We start from the raw sequence: 23943 nt of genomic DNA on the forward strand, positions 1-23943 counted from the left end.
GGTGTTGCGGATCGGAGCGTCGGAAGCGGTGCGTGGGTCAGTGCTCGGGGCCGTAGCCTGCGCGAACGCTCGCGATGAGCCGGTCGAGCAGGGCGGTCCAGAGGGCACGGGCTTCGTCGTCCGTGGCGGCATCGGTCGCTGCGATCCAGTGGTGCGCGATCACTTCGACGCCGTGCATGAGGGAGGAGACGAGGAGCGCTGCTTCGAGCTCGTCGACATCGGTGTTGCGCGCGGCCAGTTCCAAGGCGAGTTCCTGCGTGGTGCGGGAGAAGGTGGCCTGGAACAGCTGCTGCGGTCGTGAGTCCTCCACCGTGAACCCGCCGAGCGCGTTCCAGAGGAAGGAGATGATGCCGGGGACGTCGGTCGCGCGGATCGCCGCCGCAACGTCCTCGAACATCGACAGCCGGGTGCCGGGCCCCGCCGGACGCTTGTTGACGGCGGATCGGAAGCTCTCGATCACGAGGGCGAGTTCCTCGGTGCACGCGGTGGTGACGATGTCGTCGATCGAGGAGAAGTGGTTGAACACGGTGCGCCTGGAGACGTCGGCGCGTTCGGCGAGGAGGTCGACGTTGATGCCCGCGATGCCCTGCTCGGCGATGATCACCCGTGCCGCGTCGAGGATCGCGCGATGGTGCCGGGCGCGCAGGGCGGCGCGGCGGTCTTCGGTGGGGACTGCGGTGGACACGTGGGTACACTACGTGCACCGATGCACTCAGTGCAACTTGATTCGCAGGGTCTCAGGAAGCTCTCGGGCGGGGGTCGCGATGAGACTTCCACAGCACCCCGTCGCACGCTTCAGCGGGCAATGGCGGAGCGCGGAGAGGCATTAGAACGATCGCGTGACCCGGACCGCCCCGTACCCGCACGAGTATGTGAGGTCGCCCACCTGGTGCTCCCCGATGCCGAGCCGATTGCAGGTCTCGACGGCGTCGACGACGAATGGCCCGATGGTCGCCGCAATGACCACGACCAGGAGGACACCCGCGGCACCGATGAGGATCCCAGCGAGCGCGAAACCGCGCGGCGAACCGGACCGTTTCGCCCGCACGAACGCGATGATGCTGAGCACCAGACCGACGACGTTCATGACCGGCAGGAGCGTCAGGATGAAGCCGACGATCGCCATCGTCCCGTGCCCCGCGCTCGGCGCTGCACCAGCCCAGGCGCCAGCGCCGGCTCCGGGGCCGGCTCCGGGGCCAGGGCCGGGGCCGGGGCCGGGGCCTCCGACCACAGCGGGCACCGCTGCCCCGTACTGCGGCGCGGCGAGGACGGCCAACCGCCCACCAGCAGGATCGGTGACATCGATGCCGTACAGCTTCCCGTACTGATCGACGGTCACGGCCACCGCCAACGGCTGGCCGGCAGGTCCGGCGACGGTCGTCCGGTGCGCCGTCCCCGCGTAGCGGCTGTCGCTACTCGCGGGGTCGACCGCGAAGTTGAGGGCGTCGGCTCGAACCGAGGTGCGGAGTCTGAGCGTGCTCAGATCGGCGGTGACGAGGGACGGTTGGCCGGATGCGCCGAGCACTCGCTGGAGGAGGTACAGCTCGTCGATGGAAACAGATCTCACAGCTGAGCAGTCTGCCAGATCCAGGACCCGGTCCTGAACAGACCGACGCCGCCGCCGTCAGCGGTCCGCGTAGCGCTGGCGAGCCTCGAGCACCTCGCCGGCATGGGCGACGGACCACTCTCGGAGGGCCGCGAGCGTTCCCCGTAGCGTCTGCCCGAGCGGCGTCAAGGTGTACTCGACGCGGGGCGGGACCTCCGGGAAGATCTCCCTCGTCACGAGGCCGTCCTGTTCGAGATGACGCAGGGTCTGGGTGAGCATCTTCTCGCTGACGCCTTCGATTCCGTCCCGAATGCGGGCGTATCGTCGCGGAGCTCCGTCCGACAGCTGGCCGAGCACCAGCACACTCCATTTGTCACCGATGCGGTCCAGGAGATCCCGTGAGGGACAGCCAGAGGTGTAGGGGTCCCAGTCGTCATCCGTCGGTGCCATGGCTCCATCGTACTCGCGTGGTGTGCAGCGCACCCCAAGGTAGGTACTTCCCAATGGTATGTGTCCGTGCTTCAGTACCAGAGCAACATCACCCCCGAGAATGGAGCTGTACATGTCTTTCGTCGTCACCGGTGCCACAGGTCAATTCGGACGACTCGTCGTCGTGGAACTCCTAGCGGCGGGCGTCGCACCGGAGCGGATCATCGCGACCGGACGCGACCGGTCGACACTCGAGGCCCTCGGTTCCGGGCTGGGTGTCCGGACTCGCTTCGCGGATCTCTCCGATCGTTCGACACTCGATGCAGCGTTCGCAGGCGCGTCACGGCTCCTCCTCGTCTCCACGACGGACGTCGACAAGCGTTTCGGCAACCATCGGAATGCGATCGACGCCGCCCGCACTGCAGGCGTCGACCTCATCGCGTACACCAGTCAGGTCAACGCAGGAACGTCCCAAATGCTCCTCGCCGAGGCGCACTCGCTCACAGAGGAGTATCTGCGAGCCAGCCGTGCACCATTCGTCATCCTCCGCAACGGCTGGTACCTCGACAACTACACATCGCAGCTCGCGACGATCCTCGAGCGCGGCTCCGTGGTCGGCGCTGCACACGACGGGCTCGTATCCGCCGCTTCACGACACGACCTCGCCACTGCCGCGGCGACCGTGCTGACCCAGGACGGCCATGCGGGAGCGAGCTACGAGCTCGGCGGAGAGGCCTTCACCCTGAAGCAGTTGGCGGCGACGATCTCGGAGCTGTCGGGTCGGCCCGTGAGCTACCAGGACCTCCCCGTCGCCGACTTCGCCGGAGCGCTCGTGAGCGCCGGACTCCCCGCTGCATTCGCGCATGTGCTGTCGGATGCCGATGCGGGCATCGCGCGCGGGGATCTGCAGACGGACAGCGATGACCTGCAGCGACTGATCGGGCGCAAGCCGACCACCGCGAGCGAACTCCTGCGTCTGACTCTGGAGGCTCAGGGCACTTCTCGGTGACGGACGCTTCGACCCGAGTCTTCGAGTCCCACGAACGGGCTTCCGTGTTCACAACTCAGGAGCGCTGCGGCGTGTCGCCCACGACACGCCGTCCCACCGGCCCGACACGCCCGCACGCTCCTGAGTTGTGAACAGTGGCAGGACGGGGACCACTAGCGATCCGGTCGCCAGGGCTCGTGGGCGTGCGCCAGCCAGACCGCTGCAGGTTCGAGGGAGCGGATGAGCCGCTGCCCGTCGGTCGCGGGCTCGTCGAGCTCGCCGTGCCAGACTGCTGTGTCACCGGCGATGACGACGGGGTGCTCGCCCAGCCCGACCACGACGATCTGTGAGCCGCGCGTGTGCCCGGGAGCGGGAAGCAGTCGGACGCCTGGCAGCAGCTCGAACGCGCCGTCGACCGGGACATAGTGCGCCCCGGGCGGATCGACCCACTCCGCGATCGTGTAGTTGGGCTCGGTCCGGGCGTCGTCGAGTTCCTGCCGCTGCACGTAGATCGGTTTTCCGGTGAAGAGGTGGTTGCCGCCGCAATGATCGAAGTGCAGATGGGTGTTGACGACCATGTCGATGCCGTCGATGTCGAAGCCCTGCTCATTCAGCGGACGGATCCGAGGATCGAGGTCGGCGACAGCCGGATGCAGACTCGTCAGACCGGTGTCGACGAGCACCCGTCCGCCCGGATGATCGATGACGTGGACGAAGATCGGCATCCCGTCGCCCGCCGCACGGAGTTCCCCGACATCGATCGGGGTGATCGTGATCGCGCCCGCTGGGTCCATGATGTTCACCTTTCGACGAACCGCGCGAGGAACCGATCCCGGACCAGGGTCGAATCGCGGCACCACACACTAGGCTCGACGGTTTTCCCTGTCAAGACTCGGTGCGGGCATGCCTCGGTGCCGGCTCGGACTCGGCGCAGCAGCCCCACACCCCGGATCCCGGGAAGACGAGCGCCTGGACCAGAGCGATCACCAGCGGGAGCAGGAGCAACGTGATCGCGATGGCGAGGGTCGCGTCGGAGAAGTTCACGAGCCGGTCCGGGCCCCGCCCGGTTCGCAGCATTCTGCTCACGGGCGCGCACCCTCCAGTCGTTCGTCAGGAAACGGTCGTCGGAACAGTCGAGCCCTCCACACTCGCGGATCGCTCACCCGTTCGGGCGGACAGGCTGCGGCTCCGCATCGCGAGGGCGATCATCACGGCGGGGATCAACACGTCGTAGAGCAGCACGCCACCCGTGTTGCCTGGGTTCCAGTTCCCGTGAGCGAACGACTGGTAGAGGTGGCCGATCGTGGCACCCCACAGGAACATGCCCGCGATCAGGCCGATGGTGATGCGTTCGCGGGGACCAGCGTGGACGGCGCGGAATCCGCCGATGGCGAGGCCCAGGTTGGCGAATGCGATCTCGGTCACGAACGGGGTCTGCTGGAATCCGATCGCGGTCGTCATCACCCCGGGGATGAGTAGGAACGACACCGTCATCCAGGCGCTGCCGCACCCGAGTGCAGCCACGGCCCACCAGCGCTGCCAGATCTCCAAGCGCGGCAGCTTGGTGGATCCCGCGGAGTGGATGCTCGCGCCGATGACGGCGATCAGCAGCCAGATGGCGGGCACGGATGTTTCAAAGAGGAACATTTCGGTTGACATAGCGGCAGTCTTGCACGCGCAATATTGCAAGCGCAAGACTGATGTATGCTGCAGGTATGGATGATGGACTCGCCGACCTGCTCCACCGCGTCGTAGCGACATTGGGGGACCTCGCCCGCAAGCGCATCGCGTCCGGGCCGGCCCACCTGACGTACACGCAGATTCGGATCATCGGGACGATCGAAGAGACGCCGGGGATGACGCAGCGCCAATTGGCCGACTCGGTCGGGCTCTCCGAGGCGGCGATGTCGCGTGCGCTGCAAGCACTTCGGGACGCGGGATGCGTTGAGATCGTCATCGACCCGGCGCACGCACGCCGCCGACTGGTGACCGCCACTTCGGATGGACTGAAGCTCTTCCATGACTCCGGCACGGCGACCTCCGCCGAGTTGCGCGACTGGCTCATCCGCGAAGGATTCCCCTACGAACGGTATCTCGCCGACTCGCAGCGCCTTGCCGAGCTCCTAGGCCCCCTCAGCCGGGCGTCGCCTGCAGACTTCGACGGCTCGACGAATCCGACCGACCCCGAAGCCCCGAATCCGACCGACCCCGAAGCCCCGAAACCGGCGACCTCGGAGGCCTGACCCCGGCCTCGGATCGGTTGCCAGCGGTCGCAAGTGTCGCTCGGCGACCGAGTGCCGGCCGGGCTGGCACTCTCCGACCGAGAGTGCTAATATCGATGCCGAGAAATCGAGTTCCACAGGACTCGACCCAGATGGAAAGGAGCACTTGACATGGCAATGACACTCGATCCGATCAGCCAGCTCGACCGATTCGCGGCGACCGTTCTGGACTCCGTTCGGGCACCGCGTGTGATGCCCGTGGATCTGTTTCGCGATGGCGACCGCTACATCCTCAACGCGGATCTGCCGGGTGTGGACCCGGGCACGATCGACATCGACATCGACGGCGCCCAGCTGAGCATCCGGGCTCAGCGGACCGCCGACTCCCGTGAGGGCGTCCGGTGGTTGGCACGCGAGCGCGGAGGAGCTTCGTTCCTCCGACAGTTCACGCTCGGCGACGGAGTCGACGTCGACGGCATCAGCGCCACCTACGACAGCGGCGTGCTCAGCGTGGTCATTCCGGTGAGCGAACGCGCCAAGCCACGCAAGATCACCGTGGACTCCGGCGCGCCGGAGTCGACCCGGACGCCGGGCCACGCTGGCGCACTCGCTTCCTGAACCAGGAGCGACCACCCGCTCGGCTCACCTGAGAGTCGTCCACTCGGTGCGACCAACCGCACCATGACGTCGGACGAAATCGCAGCCACGGGTTGAGGGGGTCGGGCGGATCAGGCCGCCCGACCCTCTCGCGGCGGCTACAACGCGCATGCGATCATCACGCCGTCGCCGTGCTTCACGCATCCAACGCATCACGCCGACGGCGTGCTCCATCGAAAGGTTTCACGTGGGCTCACTGCAGTACGGCAACGAACGGTTCGAGATGGACGACCGTACGCTCGCGCATGTGCAACTCGTGATCGTCGCGAAGCTGCGCAAGCAGGAATCGTTCCTGCTCTCGTGGACGGTCGATCCCGGCCATGGTTCCGGTCGCGTCTCGGCGTGGATCGATTGCGGCCTGCCGATCGCATTCCGCTTCGACGGCTCCCGTCCGATTCGCATCAACCGCGTATGGCTCGACGCGATGATGGGCCGATCCTTCTCCCTGCAAGGGCTCGAGGTGCCCGCCGAGGCCGACCACCCCGAGCCACCTCAGCCCTGAGTTCCACCACCTGAGATTCCGTCAGCCCCTACAGCTCCCACGGATACCCGTCCGAGGGAGGTGAGGCGGGCCCCGGCGCCGCCGACGAACCGGACACGGTCGAGATCAGCCTGCGTTCCCGCTGGAGAAGGTCGGCCACGAATTCGGGGTCCTCATCGACGTCGTCCCCGTCGATGGGCACGGTGAACAACTGGCTCGCGGGCCCGACCAGCATGTCCGCGAAGCCCACCGCCCCATCGGGGGTGCGGACTTGGAAGCGGATGCGATCGGCCTTCCGGGCGATGGCGAGCGCACTGGCGTATCGCAGGATGGCATCGCATGTCTCGTCGGCGGCGGGCACCGACCCGCCTGCATAGTGCAGCAGTTTCATCCCCACAGCCTGCCTCCGTGCGCCGACGCACTCAAGGGGTTGCATCTCCACCGTCCCGCGAGTCACGCGCAAGGCCGGACGGGACGGCGATCGCCTCCTCCAGGAGGAACTCCGGCGGGATCGATGGATGATCAGCGCGAGCGGACGTCGCCGCCTCGCCACCCCGGACTACCCGCTGTCGGATCTGTCGGTGCTCTCCGGATGCAGCTTCTTGGCGAGCATCCGACTGGCCTGCGGTCCTCCAGCTACCGACAGGATTGGAGCCTGGCCTGAGCCGCCATCCCCTACATCCCCCGCAATCCGAGCAGCCGGCTGACGCGTCCCGCCTTCCGATCTCCTCTCCCGGTCAGCCGATCATTGAGCGCAGGGGTGTGGGGAGGGAAGACGTCGCGTACGTCCTCGATGCCGAGCTTCACCGTCTGGCCTTTCTTCGCCGCACGTCTGGCCGGGACCCATCGCGCGACGTGGAGATACCATCCGGCACTCAGATCCGGCGGCACGTCGTCCGGCAAGGGGATGTCGATCTCCAGCTCGCCGTCGATCACCCGTGCGACGCCCTGTTCGACCCGGGCGATGCGCACGACTCTGGCCGAGGCATCGGCATTCCACGTCGTCGCGTTCCGCCAACGGCGCCCCAATTCCGCCTCGCGACGCTCGCGCACTTCCTGGCGCCACCAGAACACGATCAGGCCGGTGACGAGCAGTCCCGTAGCTCCCCAGAGGACGATCTCGAACATGCCATCATCCTAGGTGGCGGCGTCGACGGGCTGCAGCGGCCTCCAGTCGCCGACGGGGCAACCGCAGGAACCGCCGATGAAGAGATCCGTCGCGAAGGTCGTGAGGCCGGGGGTCAGATCTCCGCTGGCGAGTTGGCGGATCGCCTCCTCCGCCATCGCCGCTATCGGTTGCGCGATGGTCGTCAGCGGGGGCCACGCATAGGCCGCCTCGGTCGTGCCGTCGAACGACACGATCGCCAGGTCGTCCGGCACGGTCAACCCGAGTCGATGGACGGCGGCCATGATGCCGATCGCGATCTGATCCGACGCGGCGAAGATCGCGCGTGGTCGCGAGGCCTCGTCCGCGAACCCCTCGCCGACGGCGAATCCGCCTGCGTACGAGAAGGGCGTGTGGAATCGTGCACCGAGCGGGAGGCCCGCCGCACTCAGCGCGTCCGCCCAGCCCTGCTCGCGTTGATCCGCCCCGAACTCTCCGCCGGCGAAGGCGATGTCGGTGTAGCCGTGGCCGATGAGGTGCTCGACCGCGCTGCGTGCGCCGCCCCGCAGGTCCACACCGATCCCGGGAGTCGTCGGCGAGCCGCCGTACTGGTTCATCAGCACAACGGGGATGTCGAGGAGGTCCACGACCGCCTGCTCAGCGGGGGCGAGCAGGTCCGCGATGATCAACCCGCTGATCTGCCGGGCAGCGAGATCCGCGATCTGATCGGCCAGAGAGACCCGCTGACGGTCCGAGTTGACGATCAGGAGCGAACGTTCCCAGCGCAGCGTCGCCCGATCGAGCGAGTGGCAGAGCTGCGCGAAGAACGGGCTCCGAGAATCCACCACGATCATTCCGAACGTGTCGGTCGACCCCTTCGACAAGGCACGCGCCGCCGCGTTCGGTCGATACCCGAGCACGCGGACCGCTTCGAGGACCCGCGCCCGAGTCTTCTCGGAGACCGCCTTCGGACCGTTGTTGAGCACGTAGCTGACCACCGCGGTGCTCACCGAGCTGTAGCGGGCGACGTCGGCGCGAGTCACCTTCTTCGGTCTCGCCTGCTCGCTCATCGTGTTCCGATGGTAGCGCGAGAGCCGGTGCTCGCCCCGCATCCCGTCACCGCAGCAGCCTCACGCGGCGGGCGACCCCATGTCCGGAATCGTCAGGCGTTCGCCACCGCGTCGCGCGGACTCGTGCGCGATCACTCCGGGCAGCGTGAACCGGGCGGCGGTCCAGGCGTTCACGGGCGGCAGGGTGCCGTCGGCGACGGCACGAACGAAGTCGTCCACGAGGAAGTGGTGACTCCCCTCGTGCCCGTTGTGCAGGCCCTGGAGTTCCACGGGGATGCGCGTGCGGTCGTGGATCGGCGCGTAGCCGGACACGAAGGCGTCGCGCAGGGCCGGCGACACGTGCGCGAGCGACGGGTCGTCCGCATCCAGAGACGCGTGGGTGTCGATCAGCTCGGAGACGTCGTCGACGCTCTCGCGCGTCTGCCAGAAGGACGCCGTCGTCATCTGCTCGAACGTGCCGTCGGTGCCGAACCAGCGGAACCGCGATTCGCGGCGGTGCGAGGGGAAGCCGACGCGCCTGAACTCGTTGATGCGCATCGAACCGCCTGCTGCGAGTTCGAAGAGCGCCGTCGAGTTCGAGAAGTCGTTGTCGAACTGGCTCACCGAACGATCGAAGACCCCGTCACCGCGGTCGTCGACGACACCGATGGCGGACACCGCCGTCGCGTGGGTCGGCCAGGCGCCCAGGACACCGCCGATGGAGTGGGTCGGGTAGAGCAGCGGCGGGTAGCTCGCCGTGGACTTCCAGTTGTCGCCGCCGCTGTAGCGGTACGCGTCGTAGAAGCCGAGGTCCATGTCGTGAACGTAGTCGCCCTCGGCGTAGAAGAGCCGGCCGAACTCACCGGCGGCGAGCTTCTGCCTGGCGAACACGGTTGCGGGGTTGTAGTAGCTGGTCTCCCCCATCATGTAGGTGAGGCCGGTCTCGCGCACCGCGTCGATGATCGCCGCGATCTCCTCGACGGAGATGGCCATCGGCACAGCCGAGTACACGTGCTTGCCCGCGCGCAGCGCCTGGACGACGAGCGGCCCGTGCGTCCATCGCTGGGTGAAGATGGCGATCGCGTCGACGGGCGATGCGAGCATGTCCGCGAAGCTCTCCATCGTCCCGGCGAGTCCGGCCGAGGTCGCGAGCTCCGTCGCCCGATCAGCGATCGTATCGGTGACGTACACCGCGGAGACGTCTGGGTGGTGATTGAACAGGGTTGCGAACTGGCCCGAGAACTGGCCGGCGCCGACAATGCCCACTGAGAACGTCATGCTGAATCGTCTTCCTCTCCACGTCGCCGAGGCGCTGACGTGCAGCGACAGTCTGTCAGCGAGAATCTACGCGTGTCAACAGCATGGAATCCTTTCTCACCAGAGGAAGAAGACCGATCTCACTCTGGGTAATCTACGCGAGTAACTCACGAGGACGTTGACGGCCGGTCGAGCGCACGCTCGATCGGAGCAGGCTCGACGGCGCGACCGGATCGACGTCCAGGCAGCGCCCCGCTCTACTCCCGGTCACTCTGGTCACAGCAGGAATCGGGTGCTACTGTCAATTCATAAGCTAGCTGTCTATCTAGCGGTGAGGTGACGCATGACGTCTCGCAGGCGTTGGGCCGGACTGGTCTTCATCAGCATCGCGGTGTCCTTGATCATCGTCGACTCGACGATCGTGAACGTGGCCATCCCCTCGATCGTGGACGAGCTGAAGATCAGTTCCACGCAGGTGCAGTGGGTCCAGGAGTCCTACACCCTCGTCTTCGCCGCACTCCTGCTCGTCTTCGGAACCCTCGCCGACCGATACGGTCGGCGAAGGATCCTCCTGACCGGCGTCGCCGTCTTCGCCCTCGCCTCGGTCGCTGCGGCGCTCGCCCCCACCGGCGACCTCCTCATCGCGTCCAGACTCGTCCAAGGCGTCGGCGGGGCGATGGTGCTGCCGACGACGCTCTCGATCATCAACGCCACATTCCGCGGCAGAGAGCGAGCGATCGCGTTCGCGGTCTGGGGATCCACGATCGGCGGCATGACGGCGCTCGGACCACTTCTCGGCGGGTGGCTCACGACGTCGTATTCCTGGCGGTGGGCGTTCGGCATCAACATCCCGCTCGGCGTCATCATCGTCATCGGTGTCCTGATCACCGTCTCCGAATCGCGTGATGCCGGCGACTCGCGGCGAGTCGACGTCGTCGGGGCGATCCTGTCGGTCATCGCAAGCGCCTCGCTCGTGTTCGGCCTCATCGAAGGGCGTACCTACGGGTGGTGGACGGTCGAGACCCGCCCGACGATCGGGGACTGGACGTGGCCGCTCGACCTCTCGCCCATCCCGTTCGCCTTCACCGTGGCCGTGCTCGCCGGGGTGGCGTTCGTCGTCTGGGGCCGCGCCCGGATGAGGCGTGGGCGCAGCACCATGCTCGCCTTCGACCTGTTCGCGATCCCGTCGTTCCGGAACGGCAACCTCGCGGCGATGATCGTCTCGCTCGGCGAGTTCGGGATCATTCTCTCCCTGCCGATCTGGCTGCAGAACGTCCTCGGGTTCAGCGCCTTGCAGACGGGCTTCATCCTCCTCGCCCTGGCCATCGGGTCGTTCGTCGCGAGCGGCTTCGCGGGCGCGTTCGGCAACCGCATCCCCCCGGTCACGATCGTGCGCGTCGGTCTCGCGGCCGAGATCGCCGGCGTGGCCGGCCTGGGATTCGTCATCGCGCCAGACACCCTCTGGGGCGTCCTCATCCCGTTCCTCTTCGTGTACGGTTTCGGCGTCGGTCTCGCGACGGCCCAGCTCACCGGGGTCGTCCTCAAGGACGTGCCCATCGAGCAGAGCGGGCAGGGCTCCGGCACGCAGAGCACCGCACGCCAGATCGGCTCCGCCCTCGGCATCGCCATCCTCGGGACCGTTCTCTTCACGAGCGCCGGTGCGTCATTGAGCGGGAGCCTGGACGATCGCGGGGTGCCCGCCGCACAACGCGATTCCGTCGTCTCCGCAGTCGTGGACAGCTCGGGGGCGGCGATCGCGGGACTTGCACGCGATCCCAGCACCGCCGACGTCGCAGCCGACGCGAAGACAGCCTTCTCACTGGGAACCAGGCTCGCCGCGTTCTCGGCAGCAGGCTTCCTCACGATCGGCTTCATCGCCACGCTCTCGCTCGGTGACCGCTCGAGGAGACGGCAGCCGCAGCCCGCGCCGAGCGACGAGCCGCCGACGGACACCCACTGACCCGCGCCCGTGTCATCGCGTCCCGTCAACGAGTGGCCCATGCACATGAAAAAAGCCGCTGACCTGGAATTCCAGGACAACGGCCGGGTGGTGCTGATGGAGCCGCCCAAGGGAATCGAACCCTTGACCTTCTCATTACGAGTGAGATGCTCTGCCGACTGAGCTAGGGCGGCGTGTGGCACGAAGTTCTCGTGCGCACGAGAATCTATCTTAGCGGGTCTTTTGGATGCTCGTGTACAGCTCGTCGAAGGAGAGCCGGATCCGGTCGCCCAGAGCCCCCGGCGTGGGTGCATCCGCCCAGCACCGCCACGCGTGACGGAGCCCCGCGAACGCGATCATCGTGAGCATCCACGCCCGATCGAAGCGACGCTCGGCGTCGTCCTCGAGACTGGGGTCGTCGGCGACGACACGACGATCGACGAGCCGATACAGCGCTTCCTCGAAGCTCCGCATGCTCGCGATGCGGACCCCCAGCAGGTGCGGGTGGTCACGCAGCACATTCTTCCGCAGCTGGTGGATCTCGAGGTCGTCCTCGACCGAACCGGCTGACTCAGCGAGGAGCTCCCCCAGCCCCGACAGGATGTCCTCGTCCGGCCCCGCTGCGACGAACGCATCGGCCGCGTCACCATCGGGAACGAACGGGATGTCGCCGATGAGGGCTTCGTCCTTCGTCCCGAAGTAGTTGAAGAACGTGCGCGGCGAGATGCCCGCGATCCGGCTCGCTTCCTCGACCGTGACACTCTCGAGGCCATTCTCAGCGGCAAGGGTCAACACGGCGTGCTGGATGGCCCGCCTGGTGGCGATGCGCTTGCGTTCCCGCAACCCGAGTGCGGCTGGAGCTGTCATACCTCGATTGTCCCAGGGATCAGCTGAACGGACGCGCGGAAGTCGCTCGTCCAGGACACCCGACGTCACGAGCACATCGGGTCGGTCTTCGGTACCGTGCCGTCCACCAGGTACGAGTCCACGGCGTTGTTCACGCACGTGCTGCCCTTGTTGTAGCCGGTGTGACCCTCGCCCTTGTACGTGACGAGCTGACCCTTGTCGAGCTGCTTGGCGAGGTTCTGCGCCCACACGTACGGGGTGGCCGGGTCATTGGTGGTTCCGACGACGAGGATCGGCGCAGCGCCCTTCGCGTGGATCTCCGCGCGCTCGGTACGCGTCTGGTACGGCCAGTTGGCGCAGAACGTGTCGCCGTAGGCCATGTACTTCCCGATGACGGGCGCCGCCGCCTGCAGTTGAGCCGCCTGGTCGCGCATCGTCGTGAGGTCGTCGTCGTAGCTGTAGTCGAGGCAGTTGATGGCGTTGAACGCCTCGGTCTGGTTGTCCGCGTACTTGCCGTTCTGATCGCGACCGTTGTACTGGTCGGCGAACTGGAACGCGATCGACGTCTTGCCCTGCATGACCTCGTCGAACATCTGGCTGAGGTACGGCCACGCATCCGCCTGATACAGCGGGTAGATGATGGCGGTGAGCAGCGTGTTCGCGCCGAGCTCGCGGCCGTCCGCCGCCGGAATCGGGTTCGCGTCGACATCGGCGAGCATCTGACCGATCTGCGTCATCGCATCGTCCACGGACCCGCTGAACGGGCAGTCCTTGCCGGTCATGCAGTCCGTGAGGTACGCGCGCAGCGCGCTCTCGAAGCCCTTCGACTGCGTCTCGACGACGTCGAAGTTGCTCGTGGACGGATCGATCGCACCGTCGAGGACGAGACGACCGACGTTCTTCGGGAACATCTCCGCGTAGACCGAACCGAGGAACGTGCCGTACGAGTACCCGAGGTAGTAGAGCTCGGTGTCGCCGACGGCGGCGCGGAGCATGTCGAGGTCGTGCGCTGCGCTCTGCGTGTCCACGTACTGGAGCAGCGCGCCCGTCTTGTCCTTGCAGGCATCGCCGAAGGTCTTGGCCGAAGCCTCGTTGGCCTGCACCCACGCGTCGGAGCCGCGCTCCCCCGGAGTGATGTCGTAGAGGTAGGAGTCCATCTGCTTCGCGTCGAAGCAGGTCACCGCGGTCGAGCGGCCGACGCCGCGCGGGTCGAAGCCGATGACGTCGAAGTTCTCCTGCAGCTTGTCGTCGACGGCGAAGTCGAGGCTCTTCGCGATCATGTCGTACCCGGAGCCGCCGGGGCCTCCGGGGTTGACGAAGAGCGAGCCGATGGCAGTGCCCTTCGCGCGGTGACGTACGAGCGCCAGCTCGATCGTGCCCTCATCCGGCTTGTCCCAGTTGACGGGCGCCTTGGCCATCGCGCAGTCCATGCCGGATTCGCAGCTCTTCCAGGTGAGCTTCTGCTCGTAGAAGGGCTTGAGTGCCGCATCGACGTCGCTCGTGACCGGGGTCGACGACGACGAGGACTGGGCCTTCGGCGGGAGGAACGCGGTGACGCATCCACTGAGCGCCATGGCAGTGACCACCAGGCCGGCCAGCAGCGCGATCCGACGTCCGGTTCGCGCAGTGGTGTTGGTCGAGGTCACGGGACTCCCTTACCGGATCGCCGACACCAGCATGGCTTCGAGCGCCAGCGCCGGTGCGACGTTCCCTTCGATTCGTTCGCGGGCGACCGAGATCGCCTCCAAGGTTTCGATAGTAACCGCCGCATCCGCCTGACGAGCAGCCTCGTCGAGTTGTGGACGCAATTCACGGTTGATGACCGAGGTGTCGTGGCCGAGTTGGATGAGCACGATGTCCCGGTACAGCGACAAGAGGTCGACGAGGATGCGGTCGAGGCCGTCGCGGAGGCTTCGTGTCGCCCGTCGTTTCTGGTCCTCCTCCATGGCCCGCACCTGCGATCGGAGCGACGGCGGCACGGACTGCCCCGGTTCGACGCCGAGTGACCTGAGGGTGCTCTCGCGCTCCTGTTCGTCACGCAGGGACGTGTACGCCTTGGCGTCGTCGCCGGCGATCTCAAGAAGTTTCGCGGCGGTCACGACCGCCTGGCCGGCACTGCGGATGCCGAGGACCGCTCGGAGCGTCGACTCGCGCCTGGCCCGAGCTTCCGGATCCGTCGCGAGGCGATGCGCCATGCCGACGTGGCTCTGGGCTTCACGGGCGGCGCGTTCGGCGATGACGTGCTCGACGCCGTCGCGGCGTTCGAGCAGTTCGGCGACGTCGGCGATCGTGGGCACGCCGAGTCGGACGGAGCGGACGCGGGAGCGGATGGTGGGCAGCAGGTCGGCCTCGCTCGGCGCGCAGAGGATCCAGATCGTGGTGCTCGGCGGCTCTTCGAGGGACTTGAGCAGCAGGTTCGAGGTGCGCTCGGTCATCCGGTCGGCGTCCTCCACGACCATGACCCGGAAGCGTCCGACCGATGGCGCGCGGTACGCGTTGCGGACGAGGTCGCGGACTTCGTCGATCGTGATGATGACGCGGTCCGTGCTGAGCGCGGAGAGGTCGGGGTGGGTGCGCGCTTCCACCTGTGTGCGCGTGATGTCATCGCCGCCGGACTGCCTGCTGAGGAGCGCTGCGGCGAACGCGTAGGCGAGCGTGGAGCGTCCGGAGCCGGGCGGACCGGTGATGAGCCACGCGTGCGTGAGGCCCTTGGGGTCAACCGGGTCGGACGCGGCCTGCAGCAGCTCGATCGCGTCTCGCTGACCCGTCAGGTCGGTCCAGGAAGCCATGCCTCAACGATACCGGCGACCGCCGACCCTCCGGTGCGATCCGCCGTAGGCCCCCTTCCGCCAGTGCACAACTCCTTCGATCTCGACGCCGCAAAGTCGGCAGCCCGCGGAAATCCGCGAGTCACGTCCCGGCGAGCCGACGGATTGAAGGAGTTATGACAGTTCGAAGGGGGTGCCGGGTTGCGGCCGGTCGATCGGACGGATGCCCGGCGGAGCAGGATGTCGAAGCCCACCGATGCCGAAGCCAACCGATGCCGGAACCGACGGATGCCGAAGCCGACGGATGCCAGAACCGACGGATGGTCAGAGGAGCGGAGCGATGCGGCCGCGGATCTCGGCCGCGAGGGCTTCCGGCGACTGTCCGGCATCGACCACGAGGAAGCGCTCCGGTTCGGCGGCCGCGAGGTCGAGGAACGCCTGACGGACGCGCCCGTGGAAGTCCTGTGCTTCGGCTTCGAGCCGGTCGAAGCGCTTGTTCGCGTTGTCGAGGCGACCGCGCGCCGTCTCGACGTCGAGATCGAGGAGCACAGTGACATCGGGGAGGAGTCCTTCCGCAGCCCAGAGGGAGATGTCGCGGATCTCGATCGCGTCGAGCACTCGCCCGCTCCCCTGGTAGGCGACGGAGGAGTCGAGGTAGCGGTCCTGCAGCACGACCTCGCCGCGGGCGAGCGCAGGGCGGACGACCGTCGCGATGTGGTGGGCCCGGTCGGCCGCGTACAGGAGCGCTTCCGCGCGCGGGCTGATGTCTCCACGGTGGTGGAGGACGATCTCGCGGATCTCCACCCCGAGTTCGCTGCCGCCCGGCTCCCGGGTGCGGGTGACCGTGCGGCCCTCCGACTCGAGCCACTCGGTCAGCAACCGCGCCTGGGTGGACTTCCCGACGCCGTCGCCGCCCTCGAGTGTGATGAAGAGGCCACTCACTGCTCGGCTGCCTCGGCCTTCGCGGCGGCAGCTTTCGCAGCAGCCGTGGTCTTCGCCGCAGCGGGCTTCTTGGCGGCTGGTTTCGCCGGAGCCTTCGTTGCTGTCGTCGACGCCGCAGACGTCTTCGGCGCGGCCTTGGCGGCAGGCTTCTTCGCCGCAGGCTTCTTCGCGGCGGCGGGCTTCTTGGCGGCAGCCTTCTTCGGGGCGGCTTTCGCCTTGGGCTTCGCAGGTCCCTTGGCACGCTTGTCCGCGAGGATCTGCACGGCGCGTTCGAAGTCGACGTCCTCGACCTGCTCGCCGCGCGGGATGGTCGCATTGGTCACGCCGTCGGTCACGTACGGTCCGAAGCGGCCGTCCTTGATCTTGATCGGCTTGCCGCTCTCCGGGTCGGCTTCGAACTCCTTGAGCGCACTCGACGCACGGCGTCCGCCGTACTTCGGCTGCGCGAAGAGCTCGAGCGCCCCGGGGAGTTCGATCTCGAAGATGTCGTCCTCGGTCGTGAGTGACCGGGAGTCGGTGCCCTTCTTGAGGTACGGACCGAACTTGCCGTTCTGCGCCGTGATTTCGGCGCCCGTCTCCGGGTCCTCACCGACGACGCGCGGGAGGGCGAGCAGTCGGAGTGCGGTGTCGAGGTCGATCGTCGCGAGGTCCATCGACTTGAAGATGGACGCGGTGCGCGGCTTCGCGGCTGCGGCTTTCGCGGTCTTCTTCGCGGCGGGCTTCTTGGCAGGCGCTTTCGCGGCGGGTTCGGTGACTTCGCCGGTCTGCTGGTCGACGACCGTCTCCGCGACGACCTCTGCTTCCGGTTCCGGCTCGAGTTCCGTCACGTACGGTCCGAAACGACCGTCCTTCGCGACGATGCGCTTGCCGTTCTCGGGGTTAAGTCCGATGACCCGGTCGACGACCACTGGGGCGTCGATGAGCTCGTGCGCCTTCTCGGGCGTGAGTTCGTCCGGGGCGAGGTCCTCGGGGAGGTTGACGCGACGGGGCGTCGGCGCAGGTGCCTCAGGATCAGTCGAGACGGGTGCTTCGCCATCGGTGACCTCGAGGTAGGGGCCGTACTTGCCGATGCGGAGGGTGATGCCGTCGTCGATCACGATCGAGTTGATGCTGCGCGCGTCGATGTCGCCGAGGTTGTCGATGACCTGGCGCAGGCCGCGGCGCTCGGGAGTCCCGAAGTAGAACCCCTTGAGCCAGTCGACGCGGTCGATCTCGCCACCCGCGATGCGGTCGAGGTAGTCCTCCATCTCGGCCGTGAAGTCGTACTCCACGAGCTCTTCGAAGTACTGCTCGAGCAGCCGGACGACGCTGAACGCGACCCAGCTGGGGATGAGTGCCTGGCCACGCTGCGTCACGTAGCCGCGGTCGATGATCGTGGAGATGATCGAGGCGAACGTGGATGGACGACCGATGCCGAGCTCTTCGAGCCGCTTGACGAGGCTCGCCTCCGTGTACCGCGGGGGCGGCGAGGTCTCGTGCCCCTTGGCTTCCGGCTCGTCGACGCCGAGGCTCTGGCCTTCGGTCAGCGAGGGCAGCTTGGCGTCGGCCTTGTCGTCGGCGTTGCGCTCCTCGTCCTGACCTTCTTCGTAGGCGGCGAGGAAGCCGCGGAACGTGATGACAGTGCCCGATGCCGTGAATTCGGCACGGCCCACATCGGTCGAGGATTCGAGGGTGACCGTGGCGGTCGAACCCTTCGCGTCGGCCATCTGGCTCGCGACGGTGCGCTTCCAGATGAGGTCGTACAGCTTGAAGTCGTTGCCTCGGAGAGTCGATGCCAGCGAGGACGGCGTGCGGAACGTGTCGCCCGAGGGACGGATCGCCTCGTGGGCTTCCTGCGCGTTCTTGCTCTTGCCGCTGTAGAGCCGCGGCTTGTCCGGCACGGTCTCGGCGCCGTAGAGGTCGGCCGCCTGCTTGCGCGCCGCATCGATCGCCTGCTTGCTGAGCGACGGCGAGTCGGTACGCATATAGGTGATGTACCCGTTCTCGTACAGGGACTGGGCGACGCTCATGGTCTGCCTGGCCGAGAAGCGCAGCTTGCGCGCGGCCTCCTGCTGAAGGGTCGACGTCGTGAACGGCGCCGCCGGACGACGCGAGTACGGCTTCGACTCGACCGAGAGGACCTTGGCCTTGGACTGGGTGAGTGCCGCAGCGAGGGCGGTCGCCTTCTGCTCGTCGAGGATCGTGGACGAGTTCTTGAGCGCACCGGAGTCGTCGAAGTCGCGGCCGGTGGCGATGCGTTCACCGTCGAGACGGACGAGGCGCGCGGCGAAGCCGGCCTGGCCGTCCTCGGGCAGGAAGCGGGCGATGACGTCCCAGTACTGGGCGGCACGGAAGGCGAGTCGTTCGCGTTCGCGGTCGACGACGAGACGGGTCGCGGCGGACTGCACACGGCCGGCGCTCAGGCCGGGGCCGACCTTGCGCCACAGGACGGGCGAGATCTCGTAGCCGTAGAGGCGGTCGAGGATGCGGCGGGTCTCCTGGGCGTCGACGAGGTCGGTATCGAGTTCCCGCGTGTTGTCCTTCGCGGCGAGGATGGCTTCTTTGGTGATCTCGTGGAACACCATGCGGCGCACGGGGACCTTGGGCTGCAGGACCTGCAGGAGGTGCCACGCGATGGCCTCGCCTTCGCGGTCCTCATCAGTTGCGAGGAGGAGTTCGTCGGCGTTCTTGAGCGCTCGTTTGAGGTCGGCGACGGTCTTCTTCTTGGCGTCGGAGACGACGTAGTACGGCTCGAATCCGTTGTCGACGTCGACCGAGAACTTGCCGAGCGAACCCTTCTTGAATTCGACGGGAAGGTTCTTGGGCTCGATGAGGTCGCGGATGTGGCCGACCGAGGACAGCACCTCGTATCCTTCGCCGAGATATCCCGCGATCGACTTCATCTTGGTCGGCGACTCGACGATCACCAGTTTCTTGCCTGCCACGAGGCTCCTTCCATCAGCGACACCATACACACCTGTAGGCCACGCTTGTCCAATCGTAGGAGGTGGAGGATCGGGTCCAGCCCTTGCTTCCTCAGCCGTTCCGAGCACAATGAGACTCATGAGTACTCAGGAAAGCACCTACACTGTGAAGCTGACCGACGGTCCTTTGGAGGGCAAGACCATCGCCGCCCCGCTCTCCGCCGGTGAACCGACGGCCACCGTCGACGTCCCGAGCGGCACCGCCGGCAAGATCTACCGGTACGCGCGCACCGCTGGTCAGGAGTACGACGAGTCCGATGTCCCCAGCGCCGTGAACTACCGCTTCCTCGAAGCGGTGTTCTCGTCCTGATGCCACGCGTCGGGATCCGTACCTCTTAATACACTGCGACTTCGCAGACTCCCGCTCGCCACCCAATCAGCACACTGCGACTTCGCAGACTCCCGCTCGCCACCCAATCAGCACACTGCGACTTCGCAGACTCCCGCTCGCCACCCAATCAGCACACTGCGACTTCGCAGAACATGTAGCGGGAGGCGGGTCACGGCGGTGGAGGCCCGGCTCGGGCCGAGACGATGACATCTCCCCAGGGCGACGGCACGGCCACCGACACCGTGGCGATGAGCGAGTCCACCGTGCACTCGGTGACGCGTGCCTGATTGTGCTCAGCAGTGCGACTCGCCGCGTCGCACGAGATGCCTGGGACGCGTCCGGACGCCGTGTCCGCGGCGGCGAGCGCCGCAGCGTCCGCGGCAGCGGAGGCCATCTGATGGGCCACGAGCAGCGACCCGACGGGCACGACCGCGACGGCGAACGCGACGACGGCGCCGAGCACCCCGATCGCGAGCACCGATCCCGAACCACGTTCGTCGCCGGCCGCCGCGCTCAGGCGGCTGGGCCGGATGCCACCCGCCCCCGTACCTGTCCGAGGAGTCTCCAGCGGGGCGCCTCGACGCCCCATCATCGGCCTCCGTCCAGCGCACACGAGCTCGCCTCGACAGGCAGCCACCCCGCGGCATCGGCGACCGTCACCGTCACGCAGGCGTACTCGCCGTCTGTTCCCCCAGCAGTTGATGCACCAGGCAGCACCCGCCCCACCCTGGCAGCGGCCTCGCCCATCCCTTCACCGCGCGCGAGACTCCGAGCACCGTCAGCGGCGGCGTCCACCGCTCGCACCTGCATCGAGGCTGCCCCGACAGCGCCGAGACACAGTGCCAGTACAACGAGCACCGCTGGAACGAGAACGGCGAACTCCGCGGTGACGGAGCCGTCCTCGCTCCGCACCAGCGATGCGGCGCTCATCCGTTGGCCGTCAGCGCTCGGCGCACGAGATCGGTGAGGATGCCCTTGACCTCGTCACCTTTGAGGATCACGACCAACAGCCCGGCGAAGCCGACGGCCGCCATGGTCGCCACCGCGTACTCGGCGGTGGCGGAGCCTCGATCATCGTGCACGAGGCGATCGGCGACACCTCGCCAACCCTGACCATGACGGATCGGATCGAGCGAAGCCGGGCCGTGAGACGGGTGTTGGGGACGTGCGCGGCTCGCGAGGTTCGTTCGGTTCGGCCGGTGTCGTGTGCTCATGTCGAGTCCTTCCGCATCCAGAGGATGCTTGTCGGTCGGCACGAACAGGTCAATCCTCTCGAAGTCGCGAGCTGCTGGACAGCGAAAGCGGCACTTCTGTGGAAAACCGGCACAGGATCCCCGCTGTGGAGGAGGCGTGGTTCAGCGCGAAGAGGGCGAGCTACGCGCTCCTGCCTCCGGTTCCCGAACCGTCGCCGCGGTCTCGCAGCGAATCGACCATGCTCTGCAGGATCCGGAACGCGCCAGCCTGCTCAGCCTCCGTCATGCCGCCCAGCATCCTGACTTCGATCGACCGAACCGCTGCACTGGCCTGCGCGAGGTTCCGTCGCCCGCGAGGTGTGAGCCGTGCCGGGAGCACCTTCCCGACCGGCGCTTCAGCGGGCCTGATGACGGAGCCGTCCCGCTCCAAGGCCTGGAGCAGCACGTTCATCGACTGCCGTGTCACGAATGCGCCCCGCGCGAGCTCGGAGTTCGAGAGGCCCGACCGCTGGGCCAGCAACTCGAGGCAGGAGTAGTGCGTCACGGTCATCCCAAGTGGGCGCAGCACTTCCTCCATGGCGGCGCGCAGTGCGCTCGACGCTTCTTTCAGCAGGTACCCCAGTGACGTCTGCAGATCAACGCCGACTCCGTCTTGACTCATGTCAATATTCTGACATAGATTGATGCATGTCAGAAAGCTGACACGAAGAGAAAGAGCACAGCATGCCCGCAACCGGCCCCGATTTCATCTCGCTCCAAGTGCGCGACCTCGACGCATCGCAGTCGTTCTATGAGCAGTACCTCGGCCTCGTCCGCTCGGAGGCCGGACCGCCGCACGCTGTCGTCTTCGAGACGAAGCCGATCGCATTCGCCCTCCGCGACATCATTCCGGGCACCGATCTCGCGTCTGTTCAGCAGCCCGGCATCGGCGCTGCGATCTGGCTCCACGCCACAGAGGTGCAGGCCATCCACGACGCGCTCGTCGCTGACGGCCGAACCATCGTGAGCGCACCGATCGACGGCCCCTTCGGCCGGACGTTCACGTTCGCCGATCCAGACGGCTACCAGATCACCCTCCACGACCGCGCCTGATCGGCCGGGCGCTCTCACTCGCGAGGCCTCGGCTCCGCTCCGATCACCACCCGACGGAGGTGGCGGCGAGGACACTGAGGAGCAGCGGCGCGACACCGATGACCATGAACGCGGGCAGGACGCAGACGCCGAGCGGGATCATCAGTCGCGTCGCGAGGACCGCAGCGGCGCGTTGCCCGTCGGTCAGGGCCTGCTCGCGGCATTGGTCGGCCTCGCTCCGCAAGAGTTCTCCGGCAGGAACGCCCGCTCTCGTGGAGAGACGGAGCACCCGATCGACTCCCGCATCGTCGAATGCCAGACCGAACCGTTCACACGCCGTCGCCGCGACGGCTCGCGCTCCCGTCGCGGACCCGCCGCCGGCCATCGCAACCGCGACGAGATCCAGCGAGAGGCCCGGCGACGGATCGCGCAGACAGGCCCTCCGCGCCAGGGCCGCACTCCAGCGCCATCCGGCGAACATGCATGCCGAACCTGCGAACAGGCAGATCAGCCCGGGAATCGTGGCGAACAGCGTCCGGATCGTGTCGAACCCGAGGGCTGCCCCCAGCAGCACGGATACGACGGGCAGCCAGAGCACGAGCTTCGCGGTGGCTGCGGGGCCCGCGAGCGCCGTCCCGACGTCGTGATCGATCTGGTCGAGCGCGCGAAAGGACGCCGACAGGTCCCGCAGGCACACGCCGAGTGGAGCGCCGGTCGTCGTGGCCACCTGCCAGGCTGCCGCCAATCCACTCCACAGCTCCGTGCGATCGCCCTGTCGAGCCCGCCCCGCCCCCGTGCGAACCCGATCACCACCGATCACCGCTGAGACGTCGTCGCCGGAACGTGCCGCCTCTGCGATCGATGCGAGGCGACCAGTATCCGCCGACCCGCCGTCCTCGGCCGGCACGGCCAGCTCGGCAACGTACGCCCAGGCGTTCGCGGGGGCCACTCCGGCGCCGAGCAGCACCGCGAGCTGCGTGGTCGTCCGCGCGACATCGGCGACCGCAGTATCCGGAGTCGCTCCGGGTCTGAAGAGCGACCTCATGAGACCTCCTCGACGGCAAGACGATCTCGCGCGTCCAACACGAATCGCCCGACCGCGACGACGCGACGTCCTTCGGCGAGGCGTGCGAGCTGGATCACGAGGCCGATGGCGCTCGTGACCTGGCGGGCGACCGCGTCGGGAGTCATCCCTGCGAGCGCGCCGAGCGCCTCGATCCGCGCGGGGACGTCGGTGAGGGAGTTCGCGTGGAGTGTGCCGGCACCCCCGTCGTGTCCTGTGTTGAGCGCCGACAGGAGTTCTCTGATCTCCGCTCCGCGACACTCGCCGAGGACGAGACGATCCGGCCGCATCCGCAGCGCTTCCCGCAGCAGTCGCTCCAGATCGATGCCGCCGGCGCCCTCGAGGTTGGCCTGACGCGACTGCATGGCGACGACGTGCGGATGACGGATACGCAGTTCGGCGACGTCTTCGATGAGCACGATGCGTTCGGCCGGGTCGGCGAGCCCGAGCAGCGCTCCGAGGAGCGTGGTCTTGCCGCTCCCGCCTGCGCCTGTGATGAGGAGGTTCGTGCGTCTGCCCACCGCTTCCCGCAGGAGCGTTCCGACCGAGGATGAGAACGTTCCGGCGCGTTCGAGACCATCGAACGACAGTGTGTCGGTGCGCGGCACGCGGATCGACAGGAGTGTGCCGCGCGTGGACACGGGCGGGAGGACGACGTGCACCCGGATGCCGTCGTGCAGGCGGACGTCGACGCACGGCGTCGCCTCGTCCACGTGCCGGCCGCCACGGGCGACGAGCGCGACGGCGAGCGCTCTGATCGAGGTCTCATCCGTCCGCCATCCCGCCTCTCGGATGAGTCCGGCCCCGTGGTCGAGCCACAGTCCGGTCTCGCCATTGACGAAGAGGTCCGTGACCCCGGGATCGGCCACGTACGGCGCGAGCGCACCGAAATCCGTGAGCACGGGATGGAGAGGGCCTTGACCACGCCCATCGCCTGACACATCGTGCGCACTGCCACCGACGTCAGCGTCGACTTCAGCGCCGACGGCGGCGGCGGCGGCGGCGACGTCGGGCAGCGGGCCGTCGCGGGTTCGACCGCGGGCCCGGGGTGCTGCGACGAATCGTTCAGTCATCCAGCGAGCGTAGGCATCGA

Annotated in this window: 28 protein-coding genes, 1 tRNA gene and 1 pseudogene; 7 read left to right on the plus strand and 23 right to left on the minus strand. The window is 67.5% G+C overall.

Annotated features, from left to right (window positions below):
• Positions 1–37: 37 nt before the first annotated feature.
• The 3 genes from ACQ3HB_RS09590 to ACQ3HB_RS09600 form a co-directional block, all read right to left on the minus strand.
• A complete protein-coding gene (locus ACQ3HB_RS09590; RefSeq protein ID WP_430919793.1) occupies positions 38–685 on the minus strand; it encodes a TetR/AcrR family transcriptional regulator in 648 nt (215 codons plus the stop codon).
• Between the two features lie 141 nt (positions 686–826).
• The gene (locus ACQ3HB_RS09595; RefSeq protein WP_430919794.1) at positions 827–1567 is read right to left on the minus strand and encodes a hypothetical protein; all 741 of its coding nucleotides are present in this window, start codon (positions 1565–1567) and stop codon (positions 827–829) included.
• Positions 1568–1624: 57 nt separating this feature from the next.
• Positions 1625–1996, minus strand: a complete 372-nt coding sequence (locus ACQ3HB_RS09600; RefSeq protein ID WP_430919795.1) for a winged helix-turn-helix transcriptional regulator — start codon at positions 1994–1996, stop codon at positions 1625–1627.
• Between the two features lie 112 nt (positions 1997–2108).
• Between ACQ3HB_RS09600 and ACQ3HB_RS09605 the strand changes: the two genes are divergently transcribed.
• Positions 2109–2984 (plus strand): SDR family oxidoreductase, encoded by an 876-nt coding sequence (locus ACQ3HB_RS09605; RefSeq protein ID WP_430919796.1) that lies wholly within the window; start codon positions 2109–2111, stop codon positions 2982–2984.
• A 152-nt stretch (positions 2985–3136) separates the two neighbouring features.
• Here ACQ3HB_RS09605 and ACQ3HB_RS09610 read toward each other — a convergent pair whose 3' ends face one another.
• The 3 genes from ACQ3HB_RS09610 to ACQ3HB_RS09620 form a co-directional block, all read right to left on the minus strand.
• Positions 3137–3757 (minus strand): MBL fold metallo-hydrolase, encoded by a 621-nt coding sequence (locus ACQ3HB_RS09610; RefSeq protein WP_430919797.1) that lies wholly within the window; start codon positions 3755–3757, stop codon positions 3137–3139.
• A gap of 91 nt (positions 3758–3848) precedes the next feature.
• Positions 3849–4049, minus strand: coding sequence for a hypothetical protein (locus ACQ3HB_RS09615; protein WP_430919798.1), 201 nt, complete (start codon positions 4047–4049; stop codon positions 3849–3851).
• Positions 4050–4073: 24 nt separating this feature from the next.
• On the minus strand, positions 4074–4622 hold the full coding sequence (locus ACQ3HB_RS09620) for a DUF6790 family protein (protein WP_430919799.1): 549 nt from the start codon (positions 4620–4622) through the stop codon (positions 4074–4076).
• A gap of 56 nt (positions 4623–4678) precedes the next feature.
• Between ACQ3HB_RS09620 and ACQ3HB_RS09625 the strand changes: the two genes are divergently transcribed.
• The 3 genes from ACQ3HB_RS09625 to ACQ3HB_RS09635 all read left to right on the plus strand — a co-directional run bounded on the left by ACQ3HB_RS09625 (position 4679) and on the right by ACQ3HB_RS09635 (position 6344).
• Positions 4679–5206 carry a MarR family winged helix-turn-helix transcriptional regulator gene (locus ACQ3HB_RS09625; protein ID WP_430919800.1) on the plus strand — a complete coding sequence of 176 codons (528 nt, stop codon included), beginning with the start codon at positions 4679–4681 and terminating at the stop codon, positions 5204–5206.
• 150 nt (positions 5207–5356) lie between these two features.
• Positions 5357–5803, plus strand: a complete 447-nt coding sequence (locus ACQ3HB_RS09630; protein ID WP_430919801.1) for an Hsp20/alpha crystallin family protein — start codon at positions 5357–5359, stop codon at positions 5801–5803.
• A 226-nt stretch (positions 5804–6029) separates the two neighbouring features.
• Complete coding sequence (locus tag ACQ3HB_RS09635) at positions 6030–6344, plus strand: DUF7882 family protein (protein ID WP_430919802.1); 315 nt, start codon at positions 6030–6032, stop codon at positions 6342–6344.
• Positions 6345–6372: 28 nt separating this feature from the next.
• Here the strand turns inward: ACQ3HB_RS09635 and ACQ3HB_RS09640 are convergent, their stop codons facing one another.
• The 4 genes from ACQ3HB_RS09640 to ACQ3HB_RS09655 all read right to left on the minus strand — a co-directional run bounded on the left by ACQ3HB_RS09640 (position 6373) and on the right by ACQ3HB_RS09655 (position 9755).
• Entirely contained in the window at positions 6373–6714 is a 342-nt protein-coding gene (locus ACQ3HB_RS09640) for a hypothetical protein (RefSeq protein ID WP_430919803.1), read from the minus strand.
• Positions 6715–6998: 284 nt separating this feature from the next.
• A complete protein-coding gene (locus ACQ3HB_RS09645; RefSeq protein WP_430919804.1) occupies positions 6999–7451 on the minus strand; it encodes a hypothetical protein in 453 nt (150 codons plus the stop codon).
• A 9-nt stretch (positions 7452–7460) separates the two neighbouring features.
• Positions 7461–8498: a LacI family DNA-binding transcriptional regulator gene (locus ACQ3HB_RS09650; protein ID WP_430919805.1), complete on the minus strand. Its 1038-nt coding sequence runs from the start codon at positions 8496–8498 to the stop codon at positions 7461–7463.
• A 60-nt stretch (positions 8499–8558) separates the two neighbouring features.
• Positions 8559–9755 carry a Gfo/Idh/MocA family protein gene (locus ACQ3HB_RS09655; RefSeq protein ID WP_430919806.1) on the minus strand — a complete coding sequence of 399 codons (1197 nt, stop codon included), beginning with the start codon at positions 9753–9755 and terminating at the stop codon, positions 8559–8561.
• A gap of 322 nt (positions 9756–10077) precedes the next feature.
• On the opposite strand from ACQ3HB_RS09655, the gene ACQ3HB_RS09660 reads away from it, so the two are divergent.
• On the plus strand, positions 10078–11694 hold the full coding sequence (locus ACQ3HB_RS09660; RefSeq protein ID WP_430919807.1) for an MFS transporter: 1617 nt from the start codon (positions 10078–10080) through the stop codon (positions 11692–11694).
• A 97-nt stretch (positions 11695–11791) separates the two neighbouring features.
• On the opposite strand, the gene ACQ3HB_RS09665 is transcribed toward ACQ3HB_RS09660, so the two are convergent.
• From ACQ3HB_RS09665 to topA, 6 genes are all read right to left on the minus strand, one after another.
• Positions 11792–11867: transfer RNA gene (locus ACQ3HB_RS09665), tRNA-Thr, on the minus strand.
• Positions 11868–11904: 37 nt separating this feature from the next.
• Complete coding sequence (locus ACQ3HB_RS09670) at positions 11905–12540, minus strand: TetR/AcrR family transcriptional regulator (protein ID WP_430919808.1); 636 nt, start codon at positions 12538–12540, stop codon at positions 11905–11907.
• Between the two features lie 65 nt (positions 12541–12605).
• Positions 12606–14165, minus strand: a complete 1560-nt coding sequence (locus tag ACQ3HB_RS09675) for an alpha/beta hydrolase (protein WP_430919810.1) — start codon at positions 14163–14165, stop codon at positions 12606–12608.
• Between the two features lie 9 nt (positions 14166–14174).
• Positions 14175–15308 (minus strand): DNA polymerase III subunit delta', encoded by a 1134-nt coding sequence (locus ACQ3HB_RS09680; protein ID WP_430919812.1) that lies wholly within the window; start codon positions 15306–15308, stop codon positions 14175–14177.
• A 303-nt stretch (positions 15309–15611) separates the two neighbouring features.
• Positions 15612–16229 (minus strand): dTMP kinase, encoded by a 618-nt coding sequence (gene tmk / locus ACQ3HB_RS09685; RefSeq protein ID WP_430919814.1) that lies wholly within the window; start codon positions 16227–16229, stop codon positions 15612–15614.
• Positions 16226–19153, minus strand: a complete 2928-nt coding sequence (topA, locus tag ACQ3HB_RS09690; protein WP_476742051.1) for a type I DNA topoisomerase — start codon at positions 19151–19153, stop codon at positions 16226–16228. Before topA ends, tmk begins: the two co-directional genes overlap by 4 nt.
• A 118-nt stretch (positions 19154–19271) precedes the next feature.
• On the opposite strand from topA, the gene ACQ3HB_RS09695 reads away from it, so the two are divergent.
• A complete protein-coding gene (locus ACQ3HB_RS09695) occupies positions 19272–19502 on the plus strand; it encodes a hypothetical protein (RefSeq protein WP_430919816.1) in 231 nt (76 codons plus the stop codon).
• A gap of 190 nt (positions 19503–19692) precedes the next feature.
• Here ACQ3HB_RS09695 and ACQ3HB_RS09700 read toward each other — a convergent pair whose 3' ends face one another.
• The 5 genes and pseudogenes from ACQ3HB_RS09700 to ACQ3HB_RS09720 all read right to left on the minus strand — a co-directional run bounded on the left by ACQ3HB_RS09700 (position 19693) and on the right by ACQ3HB_RS09720 (position 21377).
• Positions 19693–20115, minus strand: a complete 423-nt coding sequence (locus ACQ3HB_RS09700; RefSeq protein WP_430919817.1) for an Rv3654c family TadE-like protein — start codon at positions 20113–20115, stop codon at positions 19693–19695.
• Positions 20112–20453 (minus strand): TadE family type IV pilus minor pilin, encoded by a 342-nt coding sequence (locus ACQ3HB_RS09705; protein ID WP_430919818.1) that lies wholly within the window; start codon positions 20451–20453, stop codon positions 20112–20114. Before ACQ3HB_RS09705 ends, ACQ3HB_RS09700 begins: the two co-directional genes overlap by 4 nt.
• Entirely contained in the window at positions 20450–20647 is a 198-nt protein-coding gene (locus ACQ3HB_RS09710; protein WP_430920028.1) for a DUF4244 domain-containing protein, read from the minus strand. Before ACQ3HB_RS09710 ends, ACQ3HB_RS09705 begins: the two co-directional genes overlap by 4 nt.
• A gap of 86 nt (positions 20648–20733) precedes the next feature.
• Positions 20734–20880 (minus strand): annotated as a pseudogene (locus tag ACQ3HB_RS09715) (LEPR-XLL domain-containing protein); the annotation flags it as partial.
• Positions 20881–20897: 17 nt separating this feature from the next.
• Complete coding sequence (locus tag ACQ3HB_RS09720) at positions 20898–21377, minus strand: MarR family winged helix-turn-helix transcriptional regulator (protein ID WP_430919819.1); 480 nt, start codon at positions 21375–21377, stop codon at positions 20898–20900.
• 62 nt (positions 21378–21439) lie between these two features.
• Here ACQ3HB_RS09720 and ACQ3HB_RS09725 point away from each other — a divergent pair, with 62 nt between their 5' ends.
• Entirely contained in the window at positions 21440–21808 is a 369-nt protein-coding gene (locus tag ACQ3HB_RS09725) for a VOC family protein (RefSeq protein WP_430919820.1), read from the plus strand.
• Positions 21809–21851: 43 nt separating this feature from the next.
• Here the strand turns inward: ACQ3HB_RS09725 and ACQ3HB_RS09730 are convergent, their stop codons facing one another.
• Both ACQ3HB_RS09730 and ACQ3HB_RS09735 read right to left on the minus strand, forming a co-directional pair.
• Positions 21852–22832, minus strand: coding sequence for a type II secretion system F family protein (locus tag ACQ3HB_RS09730; RefSeq protein ID WP_430919821.1), 981 nt, complete (start codon positions 22830–22832; stop codon positions 21852–21854).
• Positions 22829–23923 carry a TadA family conjugal transfer-associated ATPase gene (locus ACQ3HB_RS09735; protein ID WP_430919822.1) on the minus strand — a complete coding sequence of 365 codons (1095 nt, stop codon included), beginning with the start codon at positions 23921–23923 and terminating at the stop codon, positions 22829–22831. The genes ACQ3HB_RS09730 and ACQ3HB_RS09735 overlap by 4 nt, the downstream gene beginning before the upstream one ends.
• Positions 23924–23943: the final 20 nt, after the last annotated feature.

The sequence above is a fragment of the Plantibacter lichenum genome, from assembly GCF_050587525.1.
Taxonomy (GTDB): Bacteria; Actinomycetota; Actinomycetes; order Actinomycetales; family Microbacteriaceae; genus Plantibacter.